Here is a 23078-nt window from a genome sequence, read left to right as displayed (position 1 = left end):
CGATCAGGCTGGCGGCCCGAAGACGTAGGGCGACGGTGGTCAGGCTGAACAGTTCGCTGATCAGCAGCGTAAGCGTCTTACCATTGATTTCGATCGGGATTTCCAGTTCACCGACGGTTCGGGTCGCGTCATTGACCGCCGGAGCGACGACGACCTCGGACAGGTCGCGCAGGTGATGCGAGGATAGAACGACGAGATAGGGCGCGACTCGGCGCGACTCGGAAGACGGATTTTGGAAGGCGTCGAACTGGCGCACCTACCATCGCCTGAAGTGATCTGAAATCAGGCCACGTCGTGCGATGCGTTCATTATGCTCCGCGATCGCCTCGGCGTTCTCCTCGGCCCAACGGCGCGCACGCGCTTCGCCTCCGGCCGGATCGACCTTTTGCAGATGCAACCGCAGTTGGGTCTCACTCATGCCCGCGACCGACATGCCCAGCCGTTCGGCCTGGGCCAGCAGTTCAGGATCGATGCCTCGGTCGAGTTCGGGAGCGTCCATGGGACGTGAGGCTAACATGGCGTGCTCTCGGCTCACAGCGGAGCGGCCAGTTTTGGCGAGCGTCGCCGAAATATCAACTATGAATTGAGATTTTGCGGTGCGCGTCGCATCGCGTGCGTCCACGGTCCGCTCGTATCCGGAACGAAGCCCTGTGACTCCCAGAACGGCGGGGCGGCGGTCGAAGCCCGGGCGTTGACCGTCAGCAGGTCCACGCTGTCCAGGCCCTCATGGATCAAGGCCGAGGCGAGCGCGGTCGCCACGCCCCGCCGACGCATGGCGGGGCGGACGTAGAAGCGGCGCAGGCGGCGGGCGGGTTCGGGCGTGGCGGCTTCGACGCTCATGGCGCCGATTCCCGCCAACTCGCCGACCAGGAACGCAGCGAGCAGGGCCTCGCCGTCATCCTGGAAGCGCGCGCCGGCCCGCCAGCTCTCAGCCAGCAGGGCCATGTTGCGCACGCCTTCGCCGGAGGCCTCGCCGACCAGGTCGTCGAAGCCGCCCGGCAGTTCGTCGAACAGACGAACCAGCTGAAGCATCAGCCCGGCGAGACCATGTTCTCCGGACGGACGTACTGGTCGAACTCCTCGTTCGTGAGGTAGCCGCCGCCGACGGCTTCCTCGCGCAGGGTCGTGCCGTTCTTGTGGGCGGTCTTGGCGATCTTGGCGCAGATGTCGTAGCCGAGGCGCCCGTTCAGGGCCGTGACCAGCATCAGGCTGTTCTCGACGCCCTTTTTGATGTTGTCGATGCGCGGCTCGATGCCGACCACGCAGTTGTCGGTGAAGCTGATCGCCGCGTCGGCCAGCAGGCGGACCGACTGCAGGAAGTTGTAGGCCATCACCGGGTTGAACACATTCAGCTCGAAGTGACCCTGGCTGCCGGCGAAGGTGACGGCGGCGTGGTTGCCGAACACCTGGACGCAGACCTGGGTCAGGGCTTCGCACTGGGTCGGATTGACCTTGCCCGGCATGATCGAGCTGCCCGGCTCGTTCTCCGGCAGCGACAGCTCGCCAAGGCCCGCGCGGGGGCCCGAGCCCAGGAAGCGGATGTCGTTGGCGATCTTGAACAGGCTGGCGGCGACCGTGTTGATCGCGCCGTGGCTGAACACCATCGCGTCGTGGGCGGCCAGGGCCTCGAACTTGTTGGGCGCGGTGGTGAAGGGCAGGCCGGTGATCGCGGCGATGGCCTCGGCCACGCCCTCTGCGAAGCCGATCGGGGCGTTGAGGCCGGTGCCGACCGCGGTGCCGCCCTGGGCCAGCTGCATCAGCTTGGGCAGGGTCTGCTCGATGCGCTCGACGCCGTTCTCGACCTGCTGGGCGTAGCCGCCGAACTCCTGGCCCAGCGTCAGCGGGGTGGCGTCCTGGGTGTGGGTGCGGCCGATCTTGATGATGTCCGCCCAAGCGTCCGACTTGGCCTTCAGCGCCTTGTGCAGGTGCTTCAGCGCCGGCAGCAGGTCGTTGACGATCTGCTCGGCGCAGGCCACGTGCATGGCCGTCGGATAGGTGTCGTTCGACGACTGGCTCATATTGACGTGGTCGTTCGGATGGACGGGCTTCTTGGAGCCCATCTCGCCGCCCAGCATCTCGATCGCGCGGTTCGAGATGACCTCGTTGGCGTTCATGTTCGACTGCGTGCCCGAACCGGTCTGCCAGACGACCAGCGGGAAATGGTCGTTCAGCTTGCCTTCGATGACCTCGTTGGCGGCCTTGATGATCGCTTCGGCCAACTTCGGATCCAGCTTGCCCAGCTTGGTGTTGGTCTCGGCGGCGGCGCGCTTGACGATACCCAGGGCCCGGACGACCGGCAGCGGCTGCTTCTCCCAGCCGATCTTGAAGTTGCCCAGGCTGCGCTGGGCTTGCGCGCCCCAATAGCGGTCGGCGGCGACTTCGATGGGGCCGAAGGTGTCGGTCTCGGTGCGCGTTGCGGTCATGCGGCGATCTCCGGAAAAATGGTCGAGCGCGGTCTAGACCTTGAGCGGCGGGAGGGCAATGTTCGCAAGCGCGAAGGAGACCCCGATGAGCCCTTATGTGGCGCTGCCCCGCTCGATCAACACCGGCAAGCGCAAGGTGCTGAAGGACGACCTGCTCGGCATCGCGCGGGATACCGGCTTCAAGGAGGCCAAGACCTATCTGGCCAGCGGCAACCTCGTTCTGTGGGGCGATCACACGGGCGGCCCGGCGCTGGAGCGAGCGCTGGAGGACGCCCTGGAGGCGCGGATGGGTCTGCGGACCGACTTCATGGTGCGGTCGCCCGCGCAGATCAGGACGATCATCGACGGCAATCCGTTCAAGGCCGAGGCCGTCGACCACCCCAGCCATGTGATCGTTAACTTCCTGAAGTCGCCGCTGCCGGCGGAGGACGAGGCGATCCTGCGGGCGGCGGTCACCGGACCGGAACGCTTTGCCGTGGGGACCTGCGAGCTCTATCTGGACTTCCCGATCAGCATGGCCGACTCGGTGCTGGATCGGGACTGGAAGAAGACCAAGCGCTCGCCGGTCGGGACGACGCGCAATTGGAACACGGTGATGGCCTTGGCCGGGATGATGGACGCGTGAGCCAAGCCTTCGACGGATCGGACTGGACGCATCACGGCAAGGTCCGGGCCCGCGAGACCGGCGGCGAACTGACCCTGGTGGTCGACGGGCTGACGACGCAGGGCAAGTACTACAAGCCGCTGATCTACGAGTTCTTCCGCAAGTCCTGGCGCGGGTCGCGCCCGGCCTGGGGCGAGTTCAGCGTCGAGATCGGCATGGAATATGTCGGCGAGCCGCCGTGGATGGACCTCGACAACCTGGCCAAGGCCCTGCTGGACGCCATCAAGGGCTATGCGTTCCACGACGACGCCCAGGTCGCGCGCCTGCTGGTCGAGCGCCGGGCAGGCGAGCGCGAGCGGATCGTCATCCAGGTCCGGAAGCTGAGCTCCAATCTTATGCGGCGGACCCTGGAGGGCTGAGCCGGGCGCTCAGCTCCAGGGGAGCAGATAGTTCCACAGGCCCAGCAGCACGCTGAGGAACACGAACAGCAGCGCCGTGAAGGTGAAAGCCACCTTTCGCGCGGCGGTCCAGCTGTCGACGCGCCGCCCGCCACGCCACACCACGGGCAGGGCGCCCAGGGTCAGCACGCTGAGCACCGCCGCGACGAGGGCGCAGGCCGAGCCGCTAAGCAGCCAACCGCTGGGCCATCCGAAGAAGACCGCCGTCTGGTCCGACGCGCGCGCGCCGAACACGCTCACGCACCCGGCCGAGATCAGCCAAAGCACGGCCTGCGCCGTCTGCATCTGGCTGGCGCGGGCCTGGACCGGAGTCTGGCGAGCCTCCCGCCGGTTGCGCACGAGGACGCCCAGGATCGTGGCGAAGCTGGCCGCGCCGGCCAGGGCGGCGGTCCAGATCAGCAGGCTGGCGGATCGGAAGAAGCCGATCCGTTCGTAGGTCGAAAACCCCCGCGCGGCGTAGAAGCGCGATGGGCGATCGCCATTGGCGTCGAACACCAGGACCAGGGGCCCGTCGACGGCCTTGAAGACGCCAGGGCGTTCGCCTGCGTTGAACAGGACGGTCGAGCCGCCCTCGTTGACCGAGAGCCGGCCGTCGGCGGTGGCCCGGATGATCGCCCGGCCGATGATGCGGTTGGTGAAGCCTTCCAGGCCGCCATAGGCGCGGCGAGTGGTCAGGTAGTCGCCCTCGTAGAAGCGCGCCTGCTCGTAGCTCAGGGCGCTAGGCGCGGGCACGGCGGGAGGGCGGGCGTAGAAGTGCTCGATGATCGTCGAGGGCAGGGTGGCGGGCAGGTTGGCGCCGCTGTCGGTGTTGACCGAGACGAAGATCCCGACCCCGAGCTCGGGAGCGATCACCATGTTGGAATGGAAGTAGAGCGTCGCGCCGCCATGACCGAAGCCGCGCCGGCCGCCGGGCAGGGGCATGTCCTGGAACCCGGCGTTCCAGCCGGCCGCCTCGGGGGCGGGGCGATACATCGGCGTGCGGAAGGCCTGGGCGGTCTTGGGCGAGAAGATCGTCTTACCGTCGATGACGCCCCCGTTCAGCAGCAGCGTCATGTAGCGGGCCATGTCGCCCGCCGTGCTCGAGGCCGAGGCCGCCGGAGCGACCTGGCCCATGAATTCGCGCGGCTGCACCTTCCAGCCCATCGACGTCCAGGAGTAGCCGTCCGAAAGCTCGGCCGCCAAGGCGCCGGACATCGGCGCGGGCAGGTCGTCGCGCCACGGACGCGCCTCGCGGAAGGTCGTGTGGCTCATGCCGGCCGGCAGGATGATCTCCTCGCTGACCAGCTGCTCGAAAGGCTTGCCGGAGACGTTCGAGACGGCCTCGCCCGCCAGGGCCGCGCCATAGTTCGAATAGCTGGGCAGCAGGCCCGGTTCGCGCACCCGGCGCGGGCGCTCCTGGCGCAGGTAGTCCGCCAGCGGACGGACGCGGTCCGGATCGCGCTCGAACAGCTGGCCCAGGGCCCGATCCTCGAAGCCGCCGGTGTGGGTCATCAGGTCCCGCAGGCGAACCTGGGTCTTCTTGCCCTGGTCCTTCAGCTGCAGCGGCTCGGGCAGGTACAGGTTCACCGGACCGTCCAGCCGCATGTGGCCCGACTCGATCTCGTTCATCACCGCGATCCAGGTGAAGGTCTTGGAGATGGAGGCGATGCGGAACAGCGTCTTGTCGGGATCGACGGGCTTGCGCTGGCCCAGATTGGCGAAGCCGTAGCCCTTCTTCAGAACCACCTGGCCGCCCTGGACGACCGAGATGGTGACGCCGGCGATGTGATCGCGCGCCATGGCGCGTTGAACCACGCCATCGACGAAGGCTTCCAGTTCGGGGCGGGGCAGGGGAGCGACGCCCGCGGCGACGGGCTGGGCGGCCTGGACCGGCGGCGTCGCCACGGCGGCCGCGGCGGGTTTGGACTGGGCGGAGGTGATCCGTTCCGGCCGGGCGACTGGGCGCACGCGGCGCGGGCGCAGGCTAGAATAGGGACGCGGAGCCGAGTCGAGGACCGGCGTCTCGTTGGCAGGGGCGGGCGGCGAAGCGTCCTGCGCCTGCGTCTCCGATCCGAGGACGGACCAAAGTGCGATGATGGCCGCCACGAGGGCGGCTGCTGGCGAAACGCGCGACGTCAACGATGTCCCCTGGGTGAAGCGGAAACTTCTAGGGTTTGTGTAACGTGCTTGCCGCGCGGGTCAAACCCGATCGGCCTCTATGGCGCGCGGGGGCGCGAGCGATCGAACGCGTAAAGCGGCAGCATGGGGCGCAGCGCGGCTCCGATCCAGACCTGTGGCTCGGAGGGCGGCTCGGCCCCGGTCTCCTTCTCGCGGCGCGCCACGCACGCCTGCGCGCCCGCGCCCAACGCGGTGAAGTCACGGGCCGTCGGCGCGGCGGACAGGAAACAATCGTCGAAATACGGGTACTTATCGCTTTCGCCGCAGCCGAAGGAGGCGCGATCGGAGCGCGCCGCCGTGAGCACCAGGCGGTCGCTTTTCTGCAGGGGAGGGATGAAGACGCCCGAGAAGCAGGCCGAGACCACCACGATGCTGGGGCGATTGGGACAGGCCTGGTCCAGCATGGCGGCCAGCAGTTGAGGGCGAAGAATGGTCTTGCCCAGGACAGCGCCATCGGGGCTTCCGTGCGAGCTGATGTAGAACAGGCATCCGGCCTTGGCCGACGCCGTCTTGATTCTTAGCGCTTCGGAGATGGCCTGCGTGTCCGAGCGCCCGGGCGACTCGGATGGATAGCGATCGGGCCGCACCGAGAACTGCGCGATCGCGCTCCTTTCGAAGCCTAGTCCAACGAGCGTACGGGAGACGTCGCGGCGGGCGTTGTCGAAGGCCTCGGTCGTTCCTCCCGAATGAGAATGGAAGTCGCCGGCGACGACGACGGCCGCCCAGTCGGCGAACGGTCCCGCCGCGCGGGCGCTGGCGGGCGGCGAGACCAGCAGGACCAGAACCCCGATGATCGCCGCGAACCGCACGCTCCGACCTATTTCTTGAACTTGGCGAAAGGCGTCGGGATCGCCGTGCCCGTGGCCTTGGCCAGCAGCCGGCCCTCGGCGTCGTAGAGCTCGCCCTCGGTGAAGCAGACCGTGCGGCCCCATTTCACCACCCGGCCGACACCGCGGAGCACGCCGGGCATGGCCGGCCGCAGGAAACTGGTCTTCATCTCCAGGGTGGGGACCACATGGGTCATGCCGGAGGTGATCATGCCGGCGACCGACATGGCCTCGTCCAGCATGGCGCAGACATAGCCGCCCTGGATCTGCCCCATCGGGTTGCAGAGTAGGTCGGCGCGGGCGGTGAAGCTGACTTCGACCTCACGCTCCGCCTGGCGCACCGCCAGCAGCTCGAAGCCCAGGGTCTTGGAGCCGCTGGGCTGGTTCTTGGAGGCGCGGAAGCGCGCGAGGACCGCCTCGTCGCTCAGGGCCTGGGGAGCGTCGGAGACGACGTCGCTCATTTCTTTCGGAACTGGTCCAGGGAAACGATCTTGGGGCCCTCGTCGCCCGCCGGGGCCGTCGCCTTGGCTTCAGGCTCGGCTTCGGGCTCGGGGCCGTCCTCGATCACTTCGGGCGGAGCGAACTGCAGGGCGAACTGAACCGAGGGATCGTAGAAGCGGGTCAGGGCGGCGTAGGGAACGGACAGGCGCTTGGGCTGGCCGCCGAATTTCAGCGTGACCGAGAAGGAGGTCTCGCCGGGCGCCAGGTCCCAGTACTGGTGCTGCAGGACGATGGTCATTTCGTCGGGGTACTTGCCCAGCAGATCCTGCGGGCCCGAGACGCCCGGGGCCTTGGTCTTGAAGGTGATGTACAGGTGATGCGGCTCGGGCAGGCCGCCGGGCGCGGCGGCCTTCTTCAAGGCCGCCTTGACCACGCCGCGCAGGGCGTCCTGGGCCATGGCCTCGTACTGCATGAGGTCTTCGGGCGGTTCGGTCTGGGACATGCGCTGAGGTCGGTACTTCAAACTGAAAAACGAAGCCCGGAACGTAGCGCGTCGGAGGCCCGCCGCAAAGCGGCTCCTTGTTGCCCCGGGACGAAGCGCAACGAGGATTCGAGGTCACGACGCGCGCAACCGTTTGCGGCGGTCTCGTCCTGGCGATGTGGTGGAAAGTGGAGGGATTCTGTTGGCAGGCTCCCTCATGCCTTCTCTGTAAAGAGGAGGGAGCCTCGGCAATGCTGAGAGAAAGTGGAGGGATTCTGTTGGCAGGCTCCCTCCGGGCCCCGCCTAAGGATCTGAACCCCTAGGACTTAAAGGTCGAATTCAACGGCGCTGCATTACGCGGCGACGGCGAACTCTTCAGCGAAGTTATCGTTCGCATTTAGAAAATGACCCGAAACGGTGGGTCAAGCCGAGAGAAAGCAGTCACCTTTACACGTCTGTCGATGCTGATCGGCCCCATGCAGTCCCATGATAACTTGGGAGAGATTTGGTGGAGCCGCCGGGAATCGCACCCGGGTCCAGTCCGCTTATTACGTGCGCGTTTATCCCCATAGTTCGGCCGAAGCCGGACAATCACAATATAGGGGCTTCGACCTCGGTATGGAAGGCCGGGCGCTGCATTGTCCCCAGGCTCAGGCGGCCGTTGGACAAAACGCCGCTGACGACCGCGCCGCGATCCTCGAACAGCTTCAGCGTTTCGCCGACCAGGACGTAGACGCCCGTGAACACGTCGGCGAAGTCGTCGCGGGTCTCGATGAAGCGGCCGTCGGCGCGCAGTTCGAGGCTGATATGGCCGTCGGGCGAAGTCCAGACGCCGGCGACGGGGATGTGGGGAACGATGGCGGACATCATCATCGTGTGATGCTCCATGTCTGGGTGGCGGGGGCGGATTGAGGGAGCGCGGCGGTCGCGGCGGTCAGCGCGGCCGTTCCGCCCAGCAGGACGGCGACGAACCAGCGCGGAGCCGTCACGCCGCGCTGGGGCGTGTAGCGTCTCATCACGAGCTCAGATTTTGGGAGTTGCCGCGTCGGGGAGCGGAACGAGGTCACTATGCGGCAGGGACCCATCCAGCCGGTAGATCGATGCTCCGGCATGATTGCACGATCCTCCATAACCGAACGCCGTCGCGTGACGGAGGATCGTGCAAGGCTTACAAACACCCCTGTCCACAAAAGGGGAAAGCATGAGCACGCGCGAGGCGCTGGCGGCCCTGATTGAACGATTCACGCCGGCTGAAGGGCCGGTCGAAACCTGCTGCCCTAGGGTCACCCTCTACCGGCTGACCCAGCCCAGCGAGCCGCATCATGGCCTTCACGACCCATCGTTCTGCGTCCTGGCGCAGGGGCGCAAGCGCGTGACGGTGGGTGAAGTCATTCACGAATACGACGAGCGAAATTTCTTCCTGTCGTCGATCGACGTGCCGGCGACCGGCCAGGTCGTCGACGCTTCGGCGGACAAGCCGTATCTGAGCTTCCGCATCGTCCTCGACGCGAACCTGATCAGCGAGATGATCATGGAATGCGGCCTCGCCGCCCGTCTCGACGCCGCCGCGCCGCTCGTCGGGGGGATGTCGGCCGGGGCCATGACGCCGCAGTTGTTCGACGCGGTCCGCCGGATGGTGTCGCTGCTGGATACGCCGGAGGACGTCGTCGTCATGGCGCCGCTGATCGAGCGCGAGATCCTCTATCGCCTGCTGACCGGACCCCAGGGGCCGCGCCTGGCCCAGATCGCCCGCCGCGACGGCCGCCTGCGTCAGGTCAATCGCGCGATCGGCTGGATCAAGCGCAACTTCGACCGCCCGTTCAGCATCGACGCCGTGGCCGAGGAGGCGCGCATGAGCCCCTCGGCGCTGCACCAGCACTTCAAGGCGGTCACGTCGCTGTCCCCGCTGCAGTACCAGAAGCAGATCCGCCTGCAGGAGGCGCGCCGTCTGATCCTGGTTCAGCGCCTGGACGCGGCGACAGCCGGCCACTCCGTCGGCTATGACAGCCCCTCGCAGTTCAGCCGGGAATACGCGCGGCTGTTCGGCGCGCCGCCGCTGCGGGATGTGGCGCGCCTGCGGGAACAGCCCGAGCCGCTGGCCGCCAGAGCCTAGAGCGCGTTAGGTTCGAGCGAACCAGGCAGGCTCTACGCTCCGACGTCGGGCGTCGAGCGGTCTACGGCAGGGCCGACCAGGGCACGGTCACCTTGGCGTCGCCCTGGCCCCAGAAGCTGACCGTCTGGGCGTTCGAGTCCACGGTGATCTTGTAGACATAGCGCGCGCCGTCTTGGGTGTTGTTGGCCAGCACCTGGTTGTTGGGCCCGTAGGTGACGACGCCGTAGGACACCCGATTGTCGATGAAGCTGAAGGCCCAGGTGGTGTGACCGTTGTACTGCACCACCGGGCAGGTCGGGCTGGGCTCCAGCGTGTTCGGCCCCTTCAGGCAGGTGACCTTCAGACCGCTGGGCACGGGAGGCGGCGCGTTGGCCGGAACCTGGACCACCTGCGGCGGGGCGGTGGGCAGGTCGCTCCAGGCCACGTCGACCTTGGCGTTGCCCTGACCCCAGATGCTCACCGTCTTGGCGTTGGGGTCGACGGTCATCTTGTAAACGTAGCGAGCGCCATCGCGGGTGACGTTCTTAACGACGTTGTTGGCGGCGTCGTAGGTAACGACCCCGTAGGACACCCGATTGTCGATGAAGCTGAAGGCCCAGGTGGTGTTACCACCATATTGGATGACGGGGCAGGTCGGGCTGGACTGCAGCGAGTCCGGGCCGGTGAGACACGTCACCTTCATGCCATTGGGGACAGGCGGCGGCTTGCTGGCTGGGACGAGGGCTATCGTCGGCGTCGCCTGGGCGAAGGCGGCGGAAGCGCCGGTTAGTCCGGCGAGCAGAGCAAGCGGGACTGAAGCGTGCGCCAGCAGGCGTGAAAACACTCGGGTCATGCGAGCCTCCCTTTATGTGTGGAAACTCATAACGCCGTTATGTGGAATATACAACCATGACAAGAATGGATTGAAAATTTCCCTATAGCGGGTTTTCGGGCTCGGTCGGCTCGTCCGGCGGAGAGACCGTGGGCGGCTGAGGACGGTTCCTCTCGGCTGGCCGCAGAGTTCCTCCCGCCGCCAGTAGATCGTCATAGGCCCGCTGTTGCCGCGAGAAATCCGCGCCCCTGGGCAACACCGCGTCGAAGCGCGGATCCCGGCCCACCGCCGCGCCGACCGCGGTCGCCAGGATCGAGGCGATCGATCCGACCTCGGCGTCATCGCAGGCGCGACGAAGGTGCCGGGCCTGGCCGGGCGTGAGGAGGGTGACGTCCCATGACACGCCGTCGACACAAAGCGCCGACACCGCCCCGCCGCCGTAGTCGACAATGACCGCGCGCGGCTGGCTCCAGGCAGGGGCGGCTGGAACGGCCTTCAGCGCCTGGATCAGCGGCTCACCTAGTTCGGCGTTGATGTCGACGCGGCGGCCGATCTCGGGCGTGCAGCAACCGAGGCCAGCGCGCGCCTGGACGAAGGCGCGGCCATCGCGGCGCAGGGTGAGCCGGACCACGGCCTGGCGGACGCCCCGCGCGGGACGCGCCCAGACCTCGAGAACCAGCTCGCCCTTGCGCAGGATCTGGTTCTGCAGCGGCTGCAGGCCCCACAGGCGGTAGAGCAGGGGCTCGACGCCATTATCGATCGGAATGGGCTGCTCGGTCTTGCCGAGGCGCCGGTTATAGAGCGGCTCCAGCTCCGGCGGCGGACGAGGGACCTCCGGCGACCACCAGTCGGCCGGATCGGGTGTCGGCGGAGGGGCCTGTTGGACGGCGGCCCCCTGAAAGACGACGAGCGCCAGGCCCGCGATCAGTCCGGTCAGGCCGCTCATCGCCCGTCTCCGCTACATGCCTTCGACGCCCCGCTCGATGGAAAGGACGCCGGTGCGCGAAAGTTCCACCAGGCCCAGAGGACGCATCAGGTCCAGGAACTTGTCGATCTTGGACGGCGCGCCCGAGATCTCGAACACGAAGCTTTCCAGCGTGGTGTCGACCGGCTTGGCGCGGAAGATCTCGGCGATCCGCAGGGCCTCGACGCGATCGACGCCCTGGCCGCGCACCTTCACCAGGGCCAGCTCTCGTTCGACGCCGTTCGGGTCGCGGGTCACGTCGTGGACGCGGCGGACATTGACCACCTTGTTCAGCTGGGCCTCGATCTGGTCGAGCACCTGGCGGGTGCCGCGGGTCACCACGGTGATCCGACTGGTGTGGGCCTTGCGATCGGTCTCGGCGACCGTGAGGCTTTCGATGTTGTAGCCGCGAGCGGCGAAGAGGCCGACGACCCGGTGCAGAACGCCGGGCTCGTTGTCGACGAGCAGGGCGAAGGTGGCGGTCTGCTCGGCCTGCTCGTTGGGGCTAAGGTCGTAGGCCGAGGCGGGGGCGGGTTGGACGTTGGCGGTCATGTCTGAGCTCTGACTTCTGGTTCGTTTTCCGGCTTGGGCTTACCGCCCCGACGACGAGACAGCGAGGGGAGTTTGTCCCATTCGCCGCGCATCATCGCTTCCTTCTTGGCGCGCGACCAACCCTTGATACGACGTTCGGCCGCGATGGCGTCGGTGATGAACTGGAACGCCTCACACCAGACCAACTCGACCGGCAGGCGACATGAAGTGTAGTCGCCGCCATGGCCTTGCTGGTGTTGCGATACGCGATCTCCAACCTCGGGACCACGATGCGAGCCAACATAGTAGGAGCCATCGCGACACCTCAGCATGTAAACCCAGGCGCTTTGGAGGTCGTACATCTGCCCTGCGTCCTTCGAGGCCCTCCGCCGGAGGGCCTCGAAGGACGCACGGCCGATCAGACCAGCCCCGCTCCGTCCTCGCCGATCACGTTCCCGATGTCCTCGACCTCGCCCATGATCATGTCGTTGTGGGCCTTGCCCGAGGGGATCATCGGCAGGCAGTTCTCGTCCTTCTCGACCAGGCAGTCGAAGATCACCGGCCTGTCGCTGTTGATCATCTCCAGGATCTTGGTGTCCAGGTCGCCGGGACTGTCGCAACGGATGCCGACCGCGCCATAGGCCTCGGCCAGCTTCACGAAGTCGGGCAGGCTGTCGGAATAGGAGTGACTGTAGCGCTCGCCGTGCAGCAGCTGCTGCCACTGGCGGACCATGCCCATCCGCTCATTGTTCAGAATGAAGATCTTGACCGGCAGGTCGAACTGGATCGCGGTCGACAGCTCCTGGATGCACATCTGGATCGAGGCTTCGCCGGCGATGTCGACGACCAGGCTCCTGGGATGGGCCAGCTGCACGCCCAGGGCGGCGGGCAGGCCATAGCCCATGGTGCCCAGGCCCCCCGAGGTCATCCAACGGTTGGGCTCCTCGAAGCGGAAGAACTGGGCCGCCCACATCTGGTGCTGGCCGACCTCCGTCGTGATGTAGACGTCCTTGTTCTTGGTCAGCTCGTACAGGCGCTCGATGGCGTACTGTGGCTTGATGACCATGTCGGAGCCCCGGTACTTTAGGCACTGGCGGGCGCGCCATTGGTCGATCTGGGCCCACCAATCGCTCAGCGCGGCCTTGTTGGGCTGATGACCGCCCGCCTTCCAGGCGGCGATCAGATCCTCCAGGACGCTGCCCGCGTCGCCGACGATCGGCAGGTCGACGCGGACGTTCTTGTTGATCGACGAGGCGTCGATATCGATGTGGATCTTCTTGCTGCCCGGCGAGAAGGCGTCGAGGCGGCCGGTGACGCGGTCGTCGAAGCGCGCGCCGACGCAGATCATCACGTCGCAGTCGTGCATGGCGTTGTTGGCCTCGAAGGTGCCGTGCATGCCCAGCATGCCCAGCCAGGCCGGATCGGCGGCGGGGAAGGCGCCCAGGCCCATCAGGGTCGAGGTGACGGGCGCGCCGGTCAGGGCCGCGAACTCGCGCAGGGCCTGGCTGGCCTTGGGGCCGGCGTTGATCACGCCGCCGCCGGTATAGAAGATCGGCCGGCGGGCGTTGGCGATCAGCCTGACCGCCTCGGCGACGCGGCCGGCGTCGGCCTTGGTGCGCGGCGAATAGGCGTGGGTCGACTTGATCTCGTCCGGGCCCAGGTACTCGCCCTTGGCGAACTGGACGTCCTTGGGGATGTCGATCAGCACCGGGCCCGGACGGCCGGTGGTGGCGATCTTGAAGGCCTCGTGGATGATCTGCGGCAGGTCGCGGACGTCTTTGACCAGGTAGTTGTGCTTGGTGCACGAGCGGGTCATGCCGACCGTGTCGGCTTCCTGGAAGGCGTCGGTGCCGATCAGGTGCGTGGGGACCTGGCCGGTGATGACGACCATCGGGATCGAGTCCATCAGGGCGTCCATGATGCCGGTGATGGCGTTGGTCGCGCCGGGGCCCGAGGTGACCAGAACGACGCCCGGCTTGCCCGAGCTGCGCGCATAGCCCTCGGCGGCGTGGGTCGCGCCCTGCTCGTGGCGGACCAGGATGTGCTGTAGGCGCGGCTCATGGAACAGCGCGTCGTAGATCGGCAGGACCGCGCCGCCCGGATAGCCGAACAGAACCTCGACGCCCTGGTCCACGAGGCCGCGAACCACGATCTCGGCGCCGGTCATGGCGCGATCGGCGGTGTCGGCGGGAGCCTTGCTCTCGATGGTCTGGTGGGCGGTCATGGGACTGATCCGGTGGGATGCGGGAAGGAGGGAGGCGGAAAAGAAAAAAGGTCCCGAAGGACCTTTGCGCGCGCGACCGAACTACGGCGTGACTTCAAGGTCACGTCGCGGACGGCCGCTCCATAAGTACGATCATGGTTTTGCGCACGAGTCTTGCTCCAAAGCTACGGAATGGGTGATGACATGCGCGCCCTGACGCGTCAAGGCGCGCATTGCCGCAAGGTTGTGCCTTTTTCGGACGGTGTGACCTTACCGGAGTTTCACGTGACAGGGGCAGGTTTTCCCCGCCACGGTCGCGCTCCCCGCAGTCGAGGAGCGTTTCAGTGTTCGGACGGCGCGAATTTCTGGTCGGCGCGGCCGCTGTCGGTCTGGTCGAAACGGCGTCGGCGGGCGTGCTGTCGGGCGGGGCGGCGGACAAGGCGGTCGACGCCTTTCTCCGGACCCAGACCTTTCAGGGCGTGGTGCTGATCGGCCGGGCGGGCAAGCCGATCTATTCCCGCGCCGTCGGGTTCGCCGACATCGAGGCTCGGCGGCCGGCGATGCTGGACACGCCTTACGCCATAGCCTCGATTTCCAAGTGGCTGACGTCGACCGCGATCCTGAAGCTGGTCGAGGCCGGCAAGCTGGACCTGGACGCGCCGATCCTGACCTGGCTGCCCGACTACCGCGCCGACACGGGCGCCAAGGTCAGGCTGCGTCACCTGATGACCAACATCAGCGGCATTCCGAACGGCTTCGCGACCTGGACCAAGGCCAATCCCGACCCGGACCTGTTCAAGAAGACCTTCACGACCGAGCAGGCGGTGAAGCTGTGGTGCTCGGGCGACCTGATCTTCGAGCCGGGGACCAAGTTCGACTACGTCCTGACCAACTGGATCCTGGTCACGGCGATCGTCGAGGCGGTGACGGGCAAGACCTATGCGCAGGCGATGGCCGAGCTGGTCATGACGCCGGTGGGCCTTTCCCGCACCACGCCGTTTGATCCGCCGAACGTCGCCGCTTCGTACCGAACGCTGGAGCCGCTGGTCCGGCGAGCGAACGACAGATTTCCGTTCATGGCGGCCAGCGGCGGCTTCGTCAGCACGGCGGGAGACCTGCTGAAGGCCGCCCACGCGGTTTTTGATGGCGACGTCCTATCTCCGTCGCGCAAGAAGGACCTGCTGACCATCGGCTGGCCGGATCAGAGCTATGCCCTGGGCGGGCGGGTCAAGACGCTGTTCGCCGACGGCCTGCCCCGCGTCTTCGCCTGGGAGACGGGCAACACGGCCGGCTACCGCTCGGTGCTGGGCCACCGGTTCGACGACCAGACCACCGTCGTGCTGCTGAACAATACCAGCATCACCCAGAAGGCGATGGACGAGTTCGCCTACGCCCTGTTCGGGACGGTCTAGGCTTCCAGGGTCTTCGCGAGCAGTTCCAGCGCCGCGGCGGCGAAGGCCTGCATGTTGGGACCGCGCTGGGCGCTTTCCGTCTCGAGCGTGGCGCTGACGGAGACCTCCTCGCCGACCACGGCCATGCAGCAGTGGCCGGGCGCGTCGCCATAGCGGTTGCCATCGGGGCCGGCCGCGCCGGTTTCCGACAGGCCCCAGGTCGCCTTCAGGTTCTTGCGGGCCACGCGGGCCAGCATCACCGCGTACGGCTCGCTCGCTGAACGAAGTCCGTCCATGGCCTTCTGCGGAATATCCATCAGGGTCAGTCGGGCGCGGGCCGTGTAGACGACCGCGCCCCCTATGTAGAACTTCGACGCGCCCGGCACGGCCAGCAGGGCCGCCGAGATCAGGCCGCCAGCCGAGGACTCGGCGATGGCCAAGGTCTCGCCCCGGGCGATCAGGCGTGCGGCGACGCGTTCGGCGAGAGCGTTGAGGTCGGACATCGGGCTTCTTTCGTGCTGATCCCCTTTGCCCATAAGGGCAAGGGACGAGCCTGAAAACCGGCATGATCGCAGCCTCTCGCAAAGATTGAGCGAACGTGCGCACCATGGCCAAGCTCAACCTGGAGGTCCTCTTGCTTCTCCAAGCCGCTACGCCCCCCGCCGCGACGGCGCCCGCCGTTCCCCAACCACCGACGCTGCAGCACCTGGCGCCGGTCGCGCAGAAGGCCCGTTCCCTGGTGCTGGCCAAGGCGGGGCGCACCGAGAACGTGGTCGTGCGCCATCAGATCTTCCTGCGCACCATCGCCAAGCCTGGCCCGGTCCCGGCGCCGCCGGACGGTGTGGCAGTGTCGGCCATACCCTGCGTCTGGACGATCGAGTCCTATCTGCAGCGCGAGATCTGCTTCTATTCGATCACGGGCCTGATGGGCTGCACCGACACCAACACCCTGCCGCTCATGGCGACGGAGGCGGGCCAGGCGGATCTGCCGGTCGACACGTCCTGCGAGGTGTTCGCCAAGCCGGTCTTGGCCGCCGAGGACAGGGTGATCGCCGCCTTGGACCGCACCAAGGACCAGCTGTTCGCCGAGGACTATCAGCTGGTCGTCAGGCCGCAGCTGCTGCGGGCCGGAACCACCATCACGGAACGCTGACGTCGCCTCCAACGATCCTGGCCCAGTCCGGCGTCTGGTTGCGGAACCAGGTCAGCTGGCGCTTGGCGTAGCGGCGGGTCTCCTGCCTGGCGGCGTCAAGCGCCTGATCCAGGGTGGTCTCGCCGCGCAGGTGGGCGGCGAACTCGCGATAGCCGACGGCCTTCAGGGCGGGGAGGGATGGGTCCAGGCCGCGCGCCTCCATGGCCCGGACCTCGTCGAGCGCCCCTTGCTCGACCATGAGCGCCAGGCGCGCATCGCACCGGGCGTAGAGTTCGGCGCGAGGCGGATCCAGGACCAGGCCCTTCCAGCTGCCGGGTTCGAGCGCCGGCTTGGTGTCGGTCTGCCACGCGGTCAGCGACTTGCCGGTGGCGATCGCCACGGCGTGGGCCCGGACCAGGCGCTGGCGGTCGCCGACCTCGATGCGGGCTTCGGCCTGTGGATCGAGGGGTTTCAGGATCTGGCGGAATTCCTCCTCGCCCCGCGCGGCGTAGAGCAGGCCCGAAATCTCGCGTTGGGTTTCGGGCACCGGCGGCACGTCGGCCAGGCCGTGGGTGAGCGCCCGGAAATAGAGGCCGGTGCCGCCGACCACGATGGCGGGGTTTCCGCGCGCCGCGATCTCGGAAAGCGCCTTGGTCGCCGCCTCAAGCCAGCGTCCGACCGACCAGCCGACGGCCGCGTCGACGACGCCGAACAGGTGGTGCGGCGCGCGGGCCGTCTCCTCGGGCGAGGGACCGGCGGTCAGCACGCGCAGGCCGGCGTAGATCTGCATGGAGTCGGCGTTGACGATCTCGCCGCCGATCCGCTCGGCCAATTGCAGGGCGTAGGCCGACTTGCCGCTTGCGGTCGGGCCCGCGATCAGCCAGATGCGGGGCGCGATGTCCGAACTCTCCATCATTCCGACCGTCCTCACCATCGTCGGGGCGAACCGCGACGCTTACGCACAAGCCGTTTCGCGCGTCGAAAGCCTGCTGTCCATAAGCCATAGCGCGCTTGGTCCGACCGCCTGCGATTTCCTGCTGCCCGCCGATGGCAAGGTGCAGGCCAAGGCCAAGCTGATGGGCTTTCCGGGCGAGGGAACCTCGCTGTCGGATCTGGCCGTCGACTTCGCGTTCCAGCCGGCTGACAACCGCAGGAAGCGCCTGCTGATCGCCGACATGGACTCCACGATCATCAACGTCGAATGCCTGGACGAACTGGCCGACTTCGCCGGCGTCAAGGAGAAGGTCTCCGAGATCACCGAACGGGCCATGCGCGGCGAGCTGGCTTTCGAGGGCGCCCTTCGCGAGCGGGTCGGCATGCTGAAGGGGCTCTCGGCCGGCGCGCTGCAAAGCTGCTACGACGAGCGGGTTCAGTTGAACCCCGGCGCGCGGACCCTGGTCACGACGATGGCCCAGAACGGCGCGCGCTGCGCGCTCGTCTCCGGCGGCTTCACCTTCTTCACCAGCCGGGTGGCGCAGGCGGCGGGCTTCCATCTGAACCGCGCCAACACCCTGATCGAGCGCGACGGCGTGCTAACCGGAGAGGTCGGCGACCCGATCCTCGGCAAGGAGGCCAAGCTGGCCGCCCTCAACGACGAAACTTCGGCCTTGGGCCTGACGCCCGCCGACGCCCTGGCCGTGGGCGATGGCGCCAACGACCTGGCGATGATCGAGGCGGCTGGCCTGGGCGTCGCCTACCGCGCCAAGCCGATCGTGGCCGCGCAGGCGGACGCCAAGGTCGATCACACCGATCTGACGACCTTGCTCTATTTTCAGGGCTACAAGGCCGAGGAGTTCGTTCAGTGAGCTTTCCCCGCCGCGTCGACGCCGTGGTCTTCGACATGGACGGGCTGCTGCTGGATACCGAGATCGTCTATCGGGCCGCGATGATCGAGGCGGGAAACGTCTTCGGCGTGCAGTTCACCGGTGAAATCTATGCCTCGATGGTCGGCAAGACGACGCCGGAAAGCGCGGTCATGCTGCAGGAACTCTTCGGTCCCAAGTTCCCGGTTCAATCCTATTTCGAGCGGGTCTGGGCCGATGTCGAGGATCTCCTGGCGGCCGAGACGAAGCTGAAGGCGGGGGTGGTCGAGATCCTGGACTATCTCGACGATCAAGGCCTGCCGCGCGGCATCGCCACCTCGAACGGCCTGGCCGCCGTCGAGCGCTATCTGGGCCGCTTCGACCTGCTGCACCGGTTCAATGTGGTGGTCGCTCACCATGACGTCACCCGGCATAAGCCGCATCCGGATCCCTATCTGGAGGCCGCCCGCCGCATCGGCGTCGATCCCGGCTATTGCCTTGCGCTGGAGGACAGCCATCCTGGCGTGCGCGCCGCCCACGCGGCCGGCATGATGACGGTGATGGTGCCCGACATCCTCGATCCCAACGAGGAGATGCATGACAAGTGCGTCCACATCGCCGAGAGCCTGCACGCGGTGATGGACCTGCTGAAGGCTTCGGCCTGACGCTGGAAGCGGGGTTTCCCTTACGAGCGAGGTCGGTCTTGTAAATCCCGGTCGCGGCGCGGATATGAAAAGCTCGCAATACGAGGCCTGACTGACGTGACCGGCTCAAACCCCGCTACGCTCGACGACGCCCGCGCGGCCCTGGACCGCATCATCGACCCCGCCAGCGGCGAGGGCCTGGCCAAGGCCGGTCTGGTGCAAGGCTTGGTGGTTCGCGGCGGCCGCGCGGGGTTCGTGCTCGAGGTTCCCGCCAGCAAGGCCGCCGCCTACGTCCCGATCCGCGACGCGGCCGAACGGGCGCTCGCCGACCTGCCGGGGATCGACGTCGCCCAGGTCGTCCTGACCGCCCAGGCGGCGGAGGGCGCGACCCGGGTTCGCAAGGGCGCGACGATCAAGGAAGATCCCCAGGCGCGGATGGTCCCGCCGCCGGAGGCCGAGAAGCCCGCCCACGTCCGCCACGTGATCGCCGTGGCCTCGGGCAAGGGCGGGGTCGGCAAGTCCACCGTCTCGACCAATCTAGCCGTCGCCTTCGCTCAGCAGGGCCTGCGCGTCGGTCTGCTGGACGCCGACGTCTATGGTCCCTCGGCGCCGAAGATGATGGGCGTCGACGGTGATCCGCTGTTCGAGAACGATAAGCTCCAGCCGCTGGAAGCCCATGGCGTCAAGCTGATGTCGATCGGCTTCATCGTCGACGAGGGCAAGGCGATGATCTGGCGCGGGCCGATGGCCTCGTCCGCCGTCCGCCAGATGATCCATGACGTCGCCTGGGGTTCGGAACAGGCTCCGCTGGACGTGCTGGTCGTCGATCTGCCGCCGGGCACCGGCGATATCCAGCTTACCCTCGTGCAGAAGCTGCGGATCGACGGCGTCGTGCTGGTGACCACGCCGCAGGAGATCGCCCTGATCGACGCCCGCCGCGCGGCGGTGATGTTCGAGAAGACCGCGACGCCGATCCTGGGCCTGATCGAGAACATGGCCTTCTTCGCCGATCCCTCGACCGGCGCGCCGATCCCGATCTTTGGCGAGGGCGGCGGGGTCGCCGAGGCCGAGCGCCTGAAGGTTCCCCTGCTGGGGGCCGTGCCGATCGAGATCGCGGTCCGCGTGGGCGGCGACGAGGGCGTGCCGGTGGTGATCGGCGAGCCCAAGGGCCAGGCCGCCCAGGTGTTCGTCGCCGCGGCCAAGACGCTGTGGCGAGGTCTTCAGGTCTGATCCCTGGGCCTGATCCCAAGCCCTGATTTCCAGCAAAGAAAAACGCCGCCCGGAAGCTCCGGGCGGCGTTCTTCGTCTTCGATGGGGCGTTCAGCCTAGAAGCTGTAACGGCCGCCGACCGACATCACCAGCGCATGGCCGCTGACCCGGCCGCTGAGGCTGGTCGCCGCCGCGCCGGAGTAGAAGGTGTCCGAGCGGTTGATGTTGCTGGAGTTGAACGCGATGTAGTTCAGCGCGGTGTCCAGCTGCAGCTTCGGCGTGGTCTGGAAGGTCGCGCCCACGGCGTACATCCAGCGGTCGCCGTCCGGCACGCGCGAGGTGCGGTCGTTGTCCGGGGTCGGGGTCGGGTCGCGCTGCAGGCCGCCACGCACGGTCACCTTGTCGGTGAGCTTGTAGTCCGCGCCCACGGCGATCGTGGTGATGTCCTTGTAGTCCTGGATGCTGGTCGAACCGCCGCCGGCGTAGGTCACGCGGATGGCGTCGAACTCGCTCCAGCCCAGGCGGCTGACCGAGCCGTTGACCGTCAGGCGGTCGTTGACGGCCCAGCGGGCGCCCACGGTGGCGGTCCACGGCGTGGTGATCGTGGCTTGGGCCTTGGTGACCATGTTGCCGGTGGTGAGCGGATAGGTGAGGCCGCTGACCGTGACGTCGCCCTTCAGGGTGCGCTTGACCTTGGCGCGGTAGCTGGCGCCGAACGTCAGCTTCGAAGTCGGGCGCCATTGAGCGCCGACGTTCCAGCCGTAGTCCCAGCCGTCGCCCTTGAGCTTCTGCTTGCCGTCCTGGGCCGTCGGATTGAACGGGGTCGGGAAGTTGGGCAGGGCGTTGGTCAGTTCGGCGTCGGAATAGATGGCGTCGACGCCCAGGCCCAGGTCCAGGGTGTCGGTCAGGCGATAGGCGACGGTGGCCTGGATGTCCGCGGTGGTCAGGCGCGACTTCAGCGCGTCATAGCGGGTCCAGCTGGTGGTGTTGTATTCGGTGGTGAAGTTGTAGGGGGCGGCGACCGACAGGCCGACCACGATCTTGTCGTTCAGGCGATAGGCGGCCGCGAAGTTCGGGACCACGCCGTTCTTGATCGGGCCCGAGACGTCCTGGTCGCCGCTGATCCCCGTCGTGGTGGTCGAACGGCGGATCGTCGAGCCGGTGTTCTTCACATGCGATTCAACGCCGACATAGTGCAGGCCACCGTAGATCTCGGCCTTTTCGACGCTGGCGATCGAGGCCGGGTTCCACCACAGGCTGCCAACGCCCGTATCGGCGACTTCGCCCGAATAGGCGCGACCGGCGCCGCGCACCGACTGCTCTTGCAGATAGAAGGCCGAGGCCGAGGCCTGGGTGGCGGCGGCGAGGGTCAGGAGGGCCACGCCGGCGGCGAGGCGGTTACGCGTGAGAGACATGATGACTGACGACCTTGTGAAATATGAGGCTCGCCGAACAGCGGACGGGGCCTTAAGGGCGCCGCTTTAACGCATCAGATCAAATAACGTTGCTATAAATTGATCCAGGTGTGAATTTTGTCAGTGGCGTAAAAGAAACGGGGCCGCGAGGGCCCCGTATTAATCATCGGTATGTCAAAACTTGATCAAAAGCGAACCTCAAGGTCGCGAATGCTTACCTTACGTCAGCCTCCGGCCATCTTTCGGAAGAACTTCTGACCTTGCTCGCCGCCGTTGAAGTAGGCCTTCTGGCCGGCCTCGTCGGTGATCTTGTCCCAGTTGTCGCGAACCTCTTCGGCCGAGAGGCCGCCTTCGCCCAGATAGACGCCTTCGGTCTCGTAGACGCGCGACAGGGCGAAGGCGCCCGCGCCGGCGGTGAGGATGGCGCCCGTGGGGGCTTCGTCGGAGCAGAGATAGACGACGCCGGGCGTGACATATTCCGGGGCCAGCTTGGCCAGCACCTCCGGCGGCATCAGGCCCTCGGTCATGCGGGTGGCCGCGACCGGGCTGATGGCGTTGATCTTGACGTCGTTCTTGGCGCCCTCGAGCTTGAGGGTGTTCATCAGCCCCAGCACCGCCATCTTGGCCGCGCCGTAGTTGCTCTGGCCGAAGTTGCCGTACATGCCCGACGACGAGGTCGTCACGACGATGCGGCCGTAATTCTGGGCCTTCATGATGTCCCAGACCGCCTTGATCGGCTTGAAGGTGCCGAACACGTGCACCTGCATGACCAGCTCGAAGTCGGCCAGCTCCATCTTGGTCAGGGTCTTGTCGCGCAGGATGCCGGCGTTGGCGATCAGGATGTCGATGCGGCCCCACTTGTCCATGGTCGTCCTGACCATGTCGGCGACGCCGGCGTCGTCGGTCACCGAGGCGCCGTGGGCGATGGCCTCGCCGCCGAAGGCCTCGATCTCGGCGACCACCTTCTGGGCCGCTTCGGACGAGCCGCCGGAGCCGTCGACGCTGCCGCCCAGGTCGTTGACCACGACCTTGGCGCCGCGCCGCGCCAGTTCCAGCGCGTGCTGGCGGCCGAGCCCGCCGCCCGCGCCCGTGACGATCGCCACCTTGCCGTCGAAGCGGATGTCCGCCATGCCAAAATCTCCCTCAAACGCGTGTTTGGTTTGGCCGTGTTGTGCGGCGCGGGAGGAGGGGCGTCAAGGGGAGCTCCGCGCGCATGGGCTCGCCGCTTCACGCGGCTGGCCGCTGAAGGGATGGAAGGGGATGCGGAGCGCCGGACATCCGTCCGGAGGTTTGGGTAGTGATTACCGTTTCGACGAAGCCAGACGCTCCGCGCAGTCGTTATCCGGTGAGCCAGCGGGGCGCGGGGTTTTAACCCGCTCCCGACAGTCGGCCCCCGACGGGCGGGCCGGGGCGACGACCCCGGTCCCGGAACGCCCGGGCGATTTCAGCCCGGACCTGTCGCGCCGCCGAAG

The 23078-nt window shown here is 67.2% G+C and carries 28 protein-coding genes and 1 other RNA gene; 8 read left to right on the top strand and 21 right to left on the bottom strand.

Annotated elements, in window-relative coordinates; genetic code table 11:
* From VJ655_RS19550 to fumC, 4 genes are all read right to left on the bottom strand, one after another.
* Positions 1-256: CcdB family protein (locus VJ655_RS19550; protein ID WP_324114012.1), on the bottom strand; the 256-nt coding region annotated here is incomplete at its 3' end.
* The gene (locus VJ655_RS19545; RefSeq protein WP_324114010.1) at positions 257-499 is read right to left on the bottom strand and encodes a type II toxin-antitoxin system CcdA family antitoxin; all 243 of its coding nucleotides are present in this window, start codon (positions 497-499) and stop codon (positions 257-259) included.
* A gap of 77 nt (positions 500-576) precedes the next feature.
* Positions 577-1032: a GNAT family N-acetyltransferase gene (locus VJ655_RS19540; RefSeq protein WP_324114008.1), complete on the bottom strand. Its 456-nt coding sequence runs from the start codon at positions 1030-1032 to the stop codon at positions 577-579.
* Complete coding sequence (fumC, locus tag VJ655_RS19535) at positions 1032-2423, bottom strand: class II fumarate hydratase (RefSeq protein ID WP_324114006.1); 1392 nt, start codon at positions 2421-2423, stop codon at positions 1032-1034. The genes VJ655_RS19540 and fumC overlap by 1 nt, the downstream gene beginning before the upstream one ends.
* An 85-nt stretch (positions 2424-2508) precedes the next feature.
* On the opposite strand from fumC, the gene VJ655_RS19530 reads away from it, so the two are divergent.
* A complete protein-coding gene (locus VJ655_RS19530; RefSeq protein WP_324114004.1) occupies positions 2509-3048 on the top strand; it encodes a DUF1697 domain-containing protein in 540 nt (179 codons plus the stop codon).
* Positions 3006-3446: a RusA family crossover junction endodeoxyribonuclease gene (locus VJ655_RS19525; RefSeq protein WP_414647008.1), complete on the top strand. Its 441-nt coding sequence runs from the start codon at positions 3006-3008 to the stop codon at positions 3444-3446. Before VJ655_RS19530 ends, VJ655_RS19525 begins: the two co-directional genes overlap by 43 nt.
* A gap of 9 nt (positions 3447-3455) precedes the next feature.
* On the opposite strand, the gene VJ655_RS19520 is transcribed toward VJ655_RS19525, so the two are convergent.
* The 7 genes from VJ655_RS19520 to VJ655_RS19490 form a co-directional block, all read right to left on the bottom strand.
* Complete coding sequence (locus VJ655_RS19520; RefSeq protein WP_324114000.1) at positions 3456-5603, bottom strand: serine hydrolase domain-containing protein; 2148 nt, start codon at positions 5601-5603, stop codon at positions 3456-3458.
* A gap of 77 nt (positions 5604-5680) precedes the next feature.
* Entirely contained in the window at positions 5681-6451 is a 771-nt protein-coding gene (locus VJ655_RS19515) for a C13 family peptidase (RefSeq protein WP_324113998.1), read from the bottom strand.
* Positions 6452-6459: 8 nt separating this feature from the next.
* Positions 6460-6930, bottom strand: a complete 471-nt coding sequence (locus VJ655_RS19510; RefSeq protein WP_324113996.1) for a PaaI family thioesterase — start codon at positions 6928-6930, stop codon at positions 6460-6462.
* Entirely contained in the window at positions 6927-7412 is a 486-nt protein-coding gene (locus VJ655_RS19505; RefSeq protein ID WP_324113995.1) for an SspB family protein, read from the bottom strand. The genes VJ655_RS19510 and VJ655_RS19505 overlap by 4 nt, the downstream gene beginning before the upstream one ends.
* A gap of 242 nt (positions 7413-7654) precedes the next feature.
* Positions 7655-8019: a transfer-messenger RNA gene (gene ssrA / locus VJ655_RS19500) on the bottom strand.
* Positions 7983-8264: an Atu4866 domain-containing protein gene (locus VJ655_RS19495; protein ID WP_324113993.1), complete on the bottom strand. Its 282-nt coding sequence runs from the start codon at positions 8262-8264 to the stop codon at positions 7983-7985. Before VJ655_RS19495 ends, ssrA begins: the two co-directional genes overlap by 37 nt.
* Positions 8261-8407, bottom strand: a complete 147-nt coding sequence (locus VJ655_RS19490; protein ID WP_324113991.1) for a hypothetical protein — start codon at positions 8405-8407, stop codon at positions 8261-8263. The genes VJ655_RS19495 and VJ655_RS19490 overlap by 4 nt, the downstream gene beginning before the upstream one ends.
* 185 nt (positions 8408-8592) lie before the next feature.
* Between VJ655_RS19490 and VJ655_RS19485 the strand changes: the two genes are divergently transcribed.
* Positions 8593-9504: an AraC family transcriptional regulator gene (locus tag VJ655_RS19485; protein WP_324113989.1), complete on the top strand. Its 912-nt coding sequence runs from the start codon at positions 8593-8595 to the stop codon at positions 9502-9504.
* Between the two features lie 61 nt (positions 9505-9565).
* On the opposite strand, the gene VJ655_RS19480 is transcribed toward VJ655_RS19485, so the two are convergent.
* From VJ655_RS19480 to VJ655_RS19455, 6 genes are all read right to left on the bottom strand, one after another.
* A complete protein-coding gene (locus VJ655_RS19480) occupies positions 9566-10336 on the bottom strand; it encodes a hypothetical protein (protein WP_324113987.1) in 771 nt (256 codons plus the stop codon).
* Between the two features lie 82 nt (positions 10337-10418).
* Positions 10419-11261: a hypothetical protein gene (locus VJ655_RS19475; protein ID WP_324113985.1), complete on the bottom strand. Its 843-nt coding sequence runs from the start codon at positions 11259-11261 to the stop codon at positions 10419-10421.
* Between the two features lie 12 nt (positions 11262-11273).
* A complete protein-coding gene (gene ilvN / locus VJ655_RS19470) occupies positions 11274-11831 on the bottom strand; it encodes an acetolactate synthase small subunit (RefSeq protein WP_324113982.1) in 558 nt (185 codons plus the stop codon).
* Positions 11828-12172: a GIY-YIG nuclease family protein gene (locus VJ655_RS19465; protein ID WP_324113980.1), complete on the bottom strand. Its 345-nt coding sequence runs from the start codon at positions 12170-12172 to the stop codon at positions 11828-11830. Before VJ655_RS19465 ends, ilvN begins: the two co-directional genes overlap by 4 nt.
* A 56-nt stretch (positions 12173-12228) precedes the next feature.
* Positions 12229-14034 carry an acetolactate synthase 3 large subunit gene (locus VJ655_RS19460; RefSeq protein ID WP_324113978.1) on the bottom strand — a complete coding sequence of 602 codons (1806 nt, stop codon included), beginning with the start codon at positions 14032-14034 and terminating at the stop codon, positions 12229-12231.
* A 100-nt stretch (positions 14035-14134) separates the two neighbouring features.
* Positions 14135-14182, bottom strand: a complete 48-nt coding sequence (locus VJ655_RS19455; RefSeq protein WP_193852718.1) for a hypothetical protein — start codon at positions 14180-14182, stop codon at positions 14135-14137.
* A gap of 175 nt (positions 14183-14357) precedes the next feature.
* Between VJ655_RS19455 and VJ655_RS19450 the strand changes: the two genes are divergently transcribed.
* Positions 14358-15425, top strand: coding sequence for a serine hydrolase domain-containing protein (locus VJ655_RS19450; protein ID WP_324113976.1), 1068 nt, complete (start codon positions 14358-14360; stop codon positions 15423-15425).
* Here VJ655_RS19450 and VJ655_RS19445 read toward each other — a convergent pair.
* The gene (locus VJ655_RS19445) at positions 15422-15907 is read right to left on the bottom strand and encodes a CinA family protein (RefSeq protein ID WP_324113974.1); all 486 of its coding nucleotides are present in this window, start codon (positions 15905-15907) and stop codon (positions 15422-15424) included. The two genes, VJ655_RS19450 and VJ655_RS19445, sit on opposite strands and share 4 nt — an antisense overlap.
* A gap of 104 nt (positions 15908-16011) precedes the next feature.
* Here VJ655_RS19445 and VJ655_RS19440 point away from each other — a divergent pair, with 104 nt between their 5' ends.
* The gene (locus VJ655_RS19440) at positions 16012-16557 is read left to right on the top strand and encodes a hypothetical protein (RefSeq protein WP_324113972.1); all 546 of its coding nucleotides are present in this window, start codon (positions 16012-16014) and stop codon (positions 16555-16557) included.
* On the opposite strand, the gene miaA is transcribed toward VJ655_RS19440, so the two are convergent.
* Positions 16544-17452 (bottom strand): tRNA (adenosine(37)-N6)-dimethylallyltransferase MiaA, encoded by a 909-nt coding sequence (miaA, locus tag VJ655_RS19435; RefSeq protein ID WP_324113970.1) that lies wholly within the window; start codon positions 17450-17452, stop codon positions 16544-16546. The genes VJ655_RS19440 and miaA overlap by 14 nt on opposite strands.
* On the opposite strand from miaA, the gene serB reads away from it, so the two are divergent.
* The 3 genes from serB to VJ655_RS19420 all read left to right on the top strand — a co-directional run bounded on the left by serB (position 17433) and on the right by VJ655_RS19420 (position 20212).
* Positions 17433-18341, top strand: coding sequence for a phosphoserine phosphatase SerB (serB, locus tag VJ655_RS19430; protein WP_324113968.1), 909 nt, complete (start codon positions 17433-17435; stop codon positions 18339-18341). The genes miaA and serB overlap by 20 nt on opposite strands.
* Positions 18338-19003 (top strand): HAD family phosphatase, encoded by a 666-nt coding sequence (locus VJ655_RS19425; RefSeq protein WP_324113966.1) that lies wholly within the window; start codon positions 18338-18340, stop codon positions 19001-19003. The genes serB and VJ655_RS19425 overlap by 4 nt, the downstream gene beginning before the upstream one ends.
* A gap of 96 nt (positions 19004-19099) precedes the next feature.
* Entirely contained in the window at positions 19100-20212 is a 1113-nt protein-coding gene (locus tag VJ655_RS19420; protein WP_324113964.1) for an Mrp/NBP35 family ATP-binding protein, read from the top strand.
* 95 nt (positions 20213-20307) lie between these two features.
* Here VJ655_RS19420 and VJ655_RS19415 read toward each other — a convergent pair whose 3' ends face one another.
* The gene (locus tag VJ655_RS19415; protein ID WP_324113962.1) at positions 20308-21606 is read right to left on the bottom strand and encodes an outer membrane protein transport protein; all 1299 of its coding nucleotides are present in this window, start codon (positions 21604-21606) and stop codon (positions 20308-20310) included.
* A gap of 224 nt (positions 21607-21830) precedes the next feature.
* Complete coding sequence (locus tag VJ655_RS19410) at positions 21831-22736, bottom strand: SDR family NAD(P)-dependent oxidoreductase (RefSeq protein ID WP_324113960.1); 906 nt, start codon at positions 22734-22736, stop codon at positions 21831-21833.
* Positions 22737-23078: the final 342 nt, after the last annotated feature.

Origin of the sequence: Caulobacter sp. (assembly GCF_035254145.1) — a bacterium.
GTDB lineage: Bacteria > Pseudomonadota > Alphaproteobacteria > Caulobacterales > Caulobacteraceae > Caulobacter.
This window is presented reverse-complemented; position numbering and strand designations above follow the sequence as displayed.

Bases quoted from the DNA above. Each gene is read 5' to 3' on its own strand.
- VJ655_RS19545 (WP_324114010.1), bottom strand. From the start codon at position 499: ATGGACGCTCCCGAACTCGACCGAGGCATCGATCCTGAACTGCTGGCC.
- VJ655_RS19540 (WP_324114008.1), bottom strand. From the start codon at position 1,032: ATGCTTCAGCTGGTTCGTCTGTTCGACGAACTGCCGGGCGGCTTCGAC.
- fumC (WP_324114006.1), bottom strand. From the start codon at position 2,423: ATGACCGCAACGCGCACCGAGACCGACACCTTCGGCCCCATCGAAGTC.
- VJ655_RS19530 (WP_324114004.1), top strand. From the start codon at position 2,509: ATGAGCCCTTATGTGGCGCTGCCCCGCTCGATCAACACCGGCAAGCGC.
- VJ655_RS19510 (WP_324113996.1), bottom strand. From the start codon at position 6,930: ATGAGCGACGTCGTCTCCGACGCTCCCCAGGCCCTGAGCGACGAGGCG.
- VJ655_RS19505 (WP_324113995.1), bottom strand. From the start codon at position 7,412: ATGTCCCAGACCGAACCGCCCGAAGACCTCATGCAGTACGAGGCCATG.
- VJ655_RS19495 (WP_324113993.1), bottom strand. From the start codon at position 8,264: ATGATGATGTCCGCCATCGTTCCCCACATCCCCGTCGCCGGCGTCTGG.
- VJ655_RS19490 (WP_324113991.1), bottom strand. From the start codon at position 8,407: ATGAGACGCTACACGCCCCAGCGCGGCGTGACGGCTCCGCGCTGGTTC.
- VJ655_RS19485 (WP_324113989.1), top strand. From the start codon at position 8,593: ATGAGCACGCGCGAGGCGCTGGCGGCCCTGATTGAACGATTCACGCCG.
- VJ655_RS19480 (WP_324113987.1), bottom strand. From the start codon at position 10,336: ATGACCCGAGTGTTTTCACGCCTGCTGGCGCACGCTTCAGTCCCGCTT.
- VJ655_RS19475 (WP_324113985.1), bottom strand. From the start codon at position 11,261: ATGAGCGGCCTGACCGGACTGATCGCGGGCCTGGCGCTCGTCGTCTTT.
- ilvN (WP_324113982.1), bottom strand. From the start codon at position 11,831: ATGACCGCCAACGTCCAACCCGCCCCCGCCTCGGCCTACGACCTTAGC.
- VJ655_RS19465 (WP_324113980.1), bottom strand. From the start codon at position 12,172: ATGTACGACCTCCAAAGCGCCTGGGTTTACATGCTGAGGTGTCGCGAT.
- VJ655_RS19460 (WP_324113978.1), bottom strand. From the start codon at position 14,034: ATGACCGCCCACCAGACCATCGAGAGCAAGGCTCCCGCCGACACCGCC.
- VJ655_RS19445 (WP_324113974.1), bottom strand. From the start codon at position 15,907: ATGTCCGACCTCAACGCTCTCGCCGAACGCGTCGCCGCACGCCTGATC.
- VJ655_RS19440 (WP_324113972.1), top strand. From the start codon at position 16,012: ATGGCCAAGCTCAACCTGGAGGTCCTCTTGCTTCTCCAAGCCGCTACG.
- serB (WP_324113968.1), top strand. From the start codon at position 17,433: ATGTCCGAACTCTCCATCATTCCGACCGTCCTCACCATCGTCGGGGCG.
- miaA (WP_324113970.1), bottom strand. From the start codon at position 17,452: ATGATGGAGAGTTCGGACATCGCGCCCCGCATCTGGCTGATCGCGGGC.
- VJ655_RS19415 (WP_324113962.1), bottom strand. From the start codon at position 21,606: ATGTCTCTCACGCGTAACCGCCTCGCCGCCGGCGTGGCCCTCCTGACC.
- VJ655_RS19410 (WP_324113960.1), bottom strand. From the start codon at position 22,736: ATGGCGGACATCCGCTTCGACGGCAAGGTGGCGATCGTCACGGGCGCG.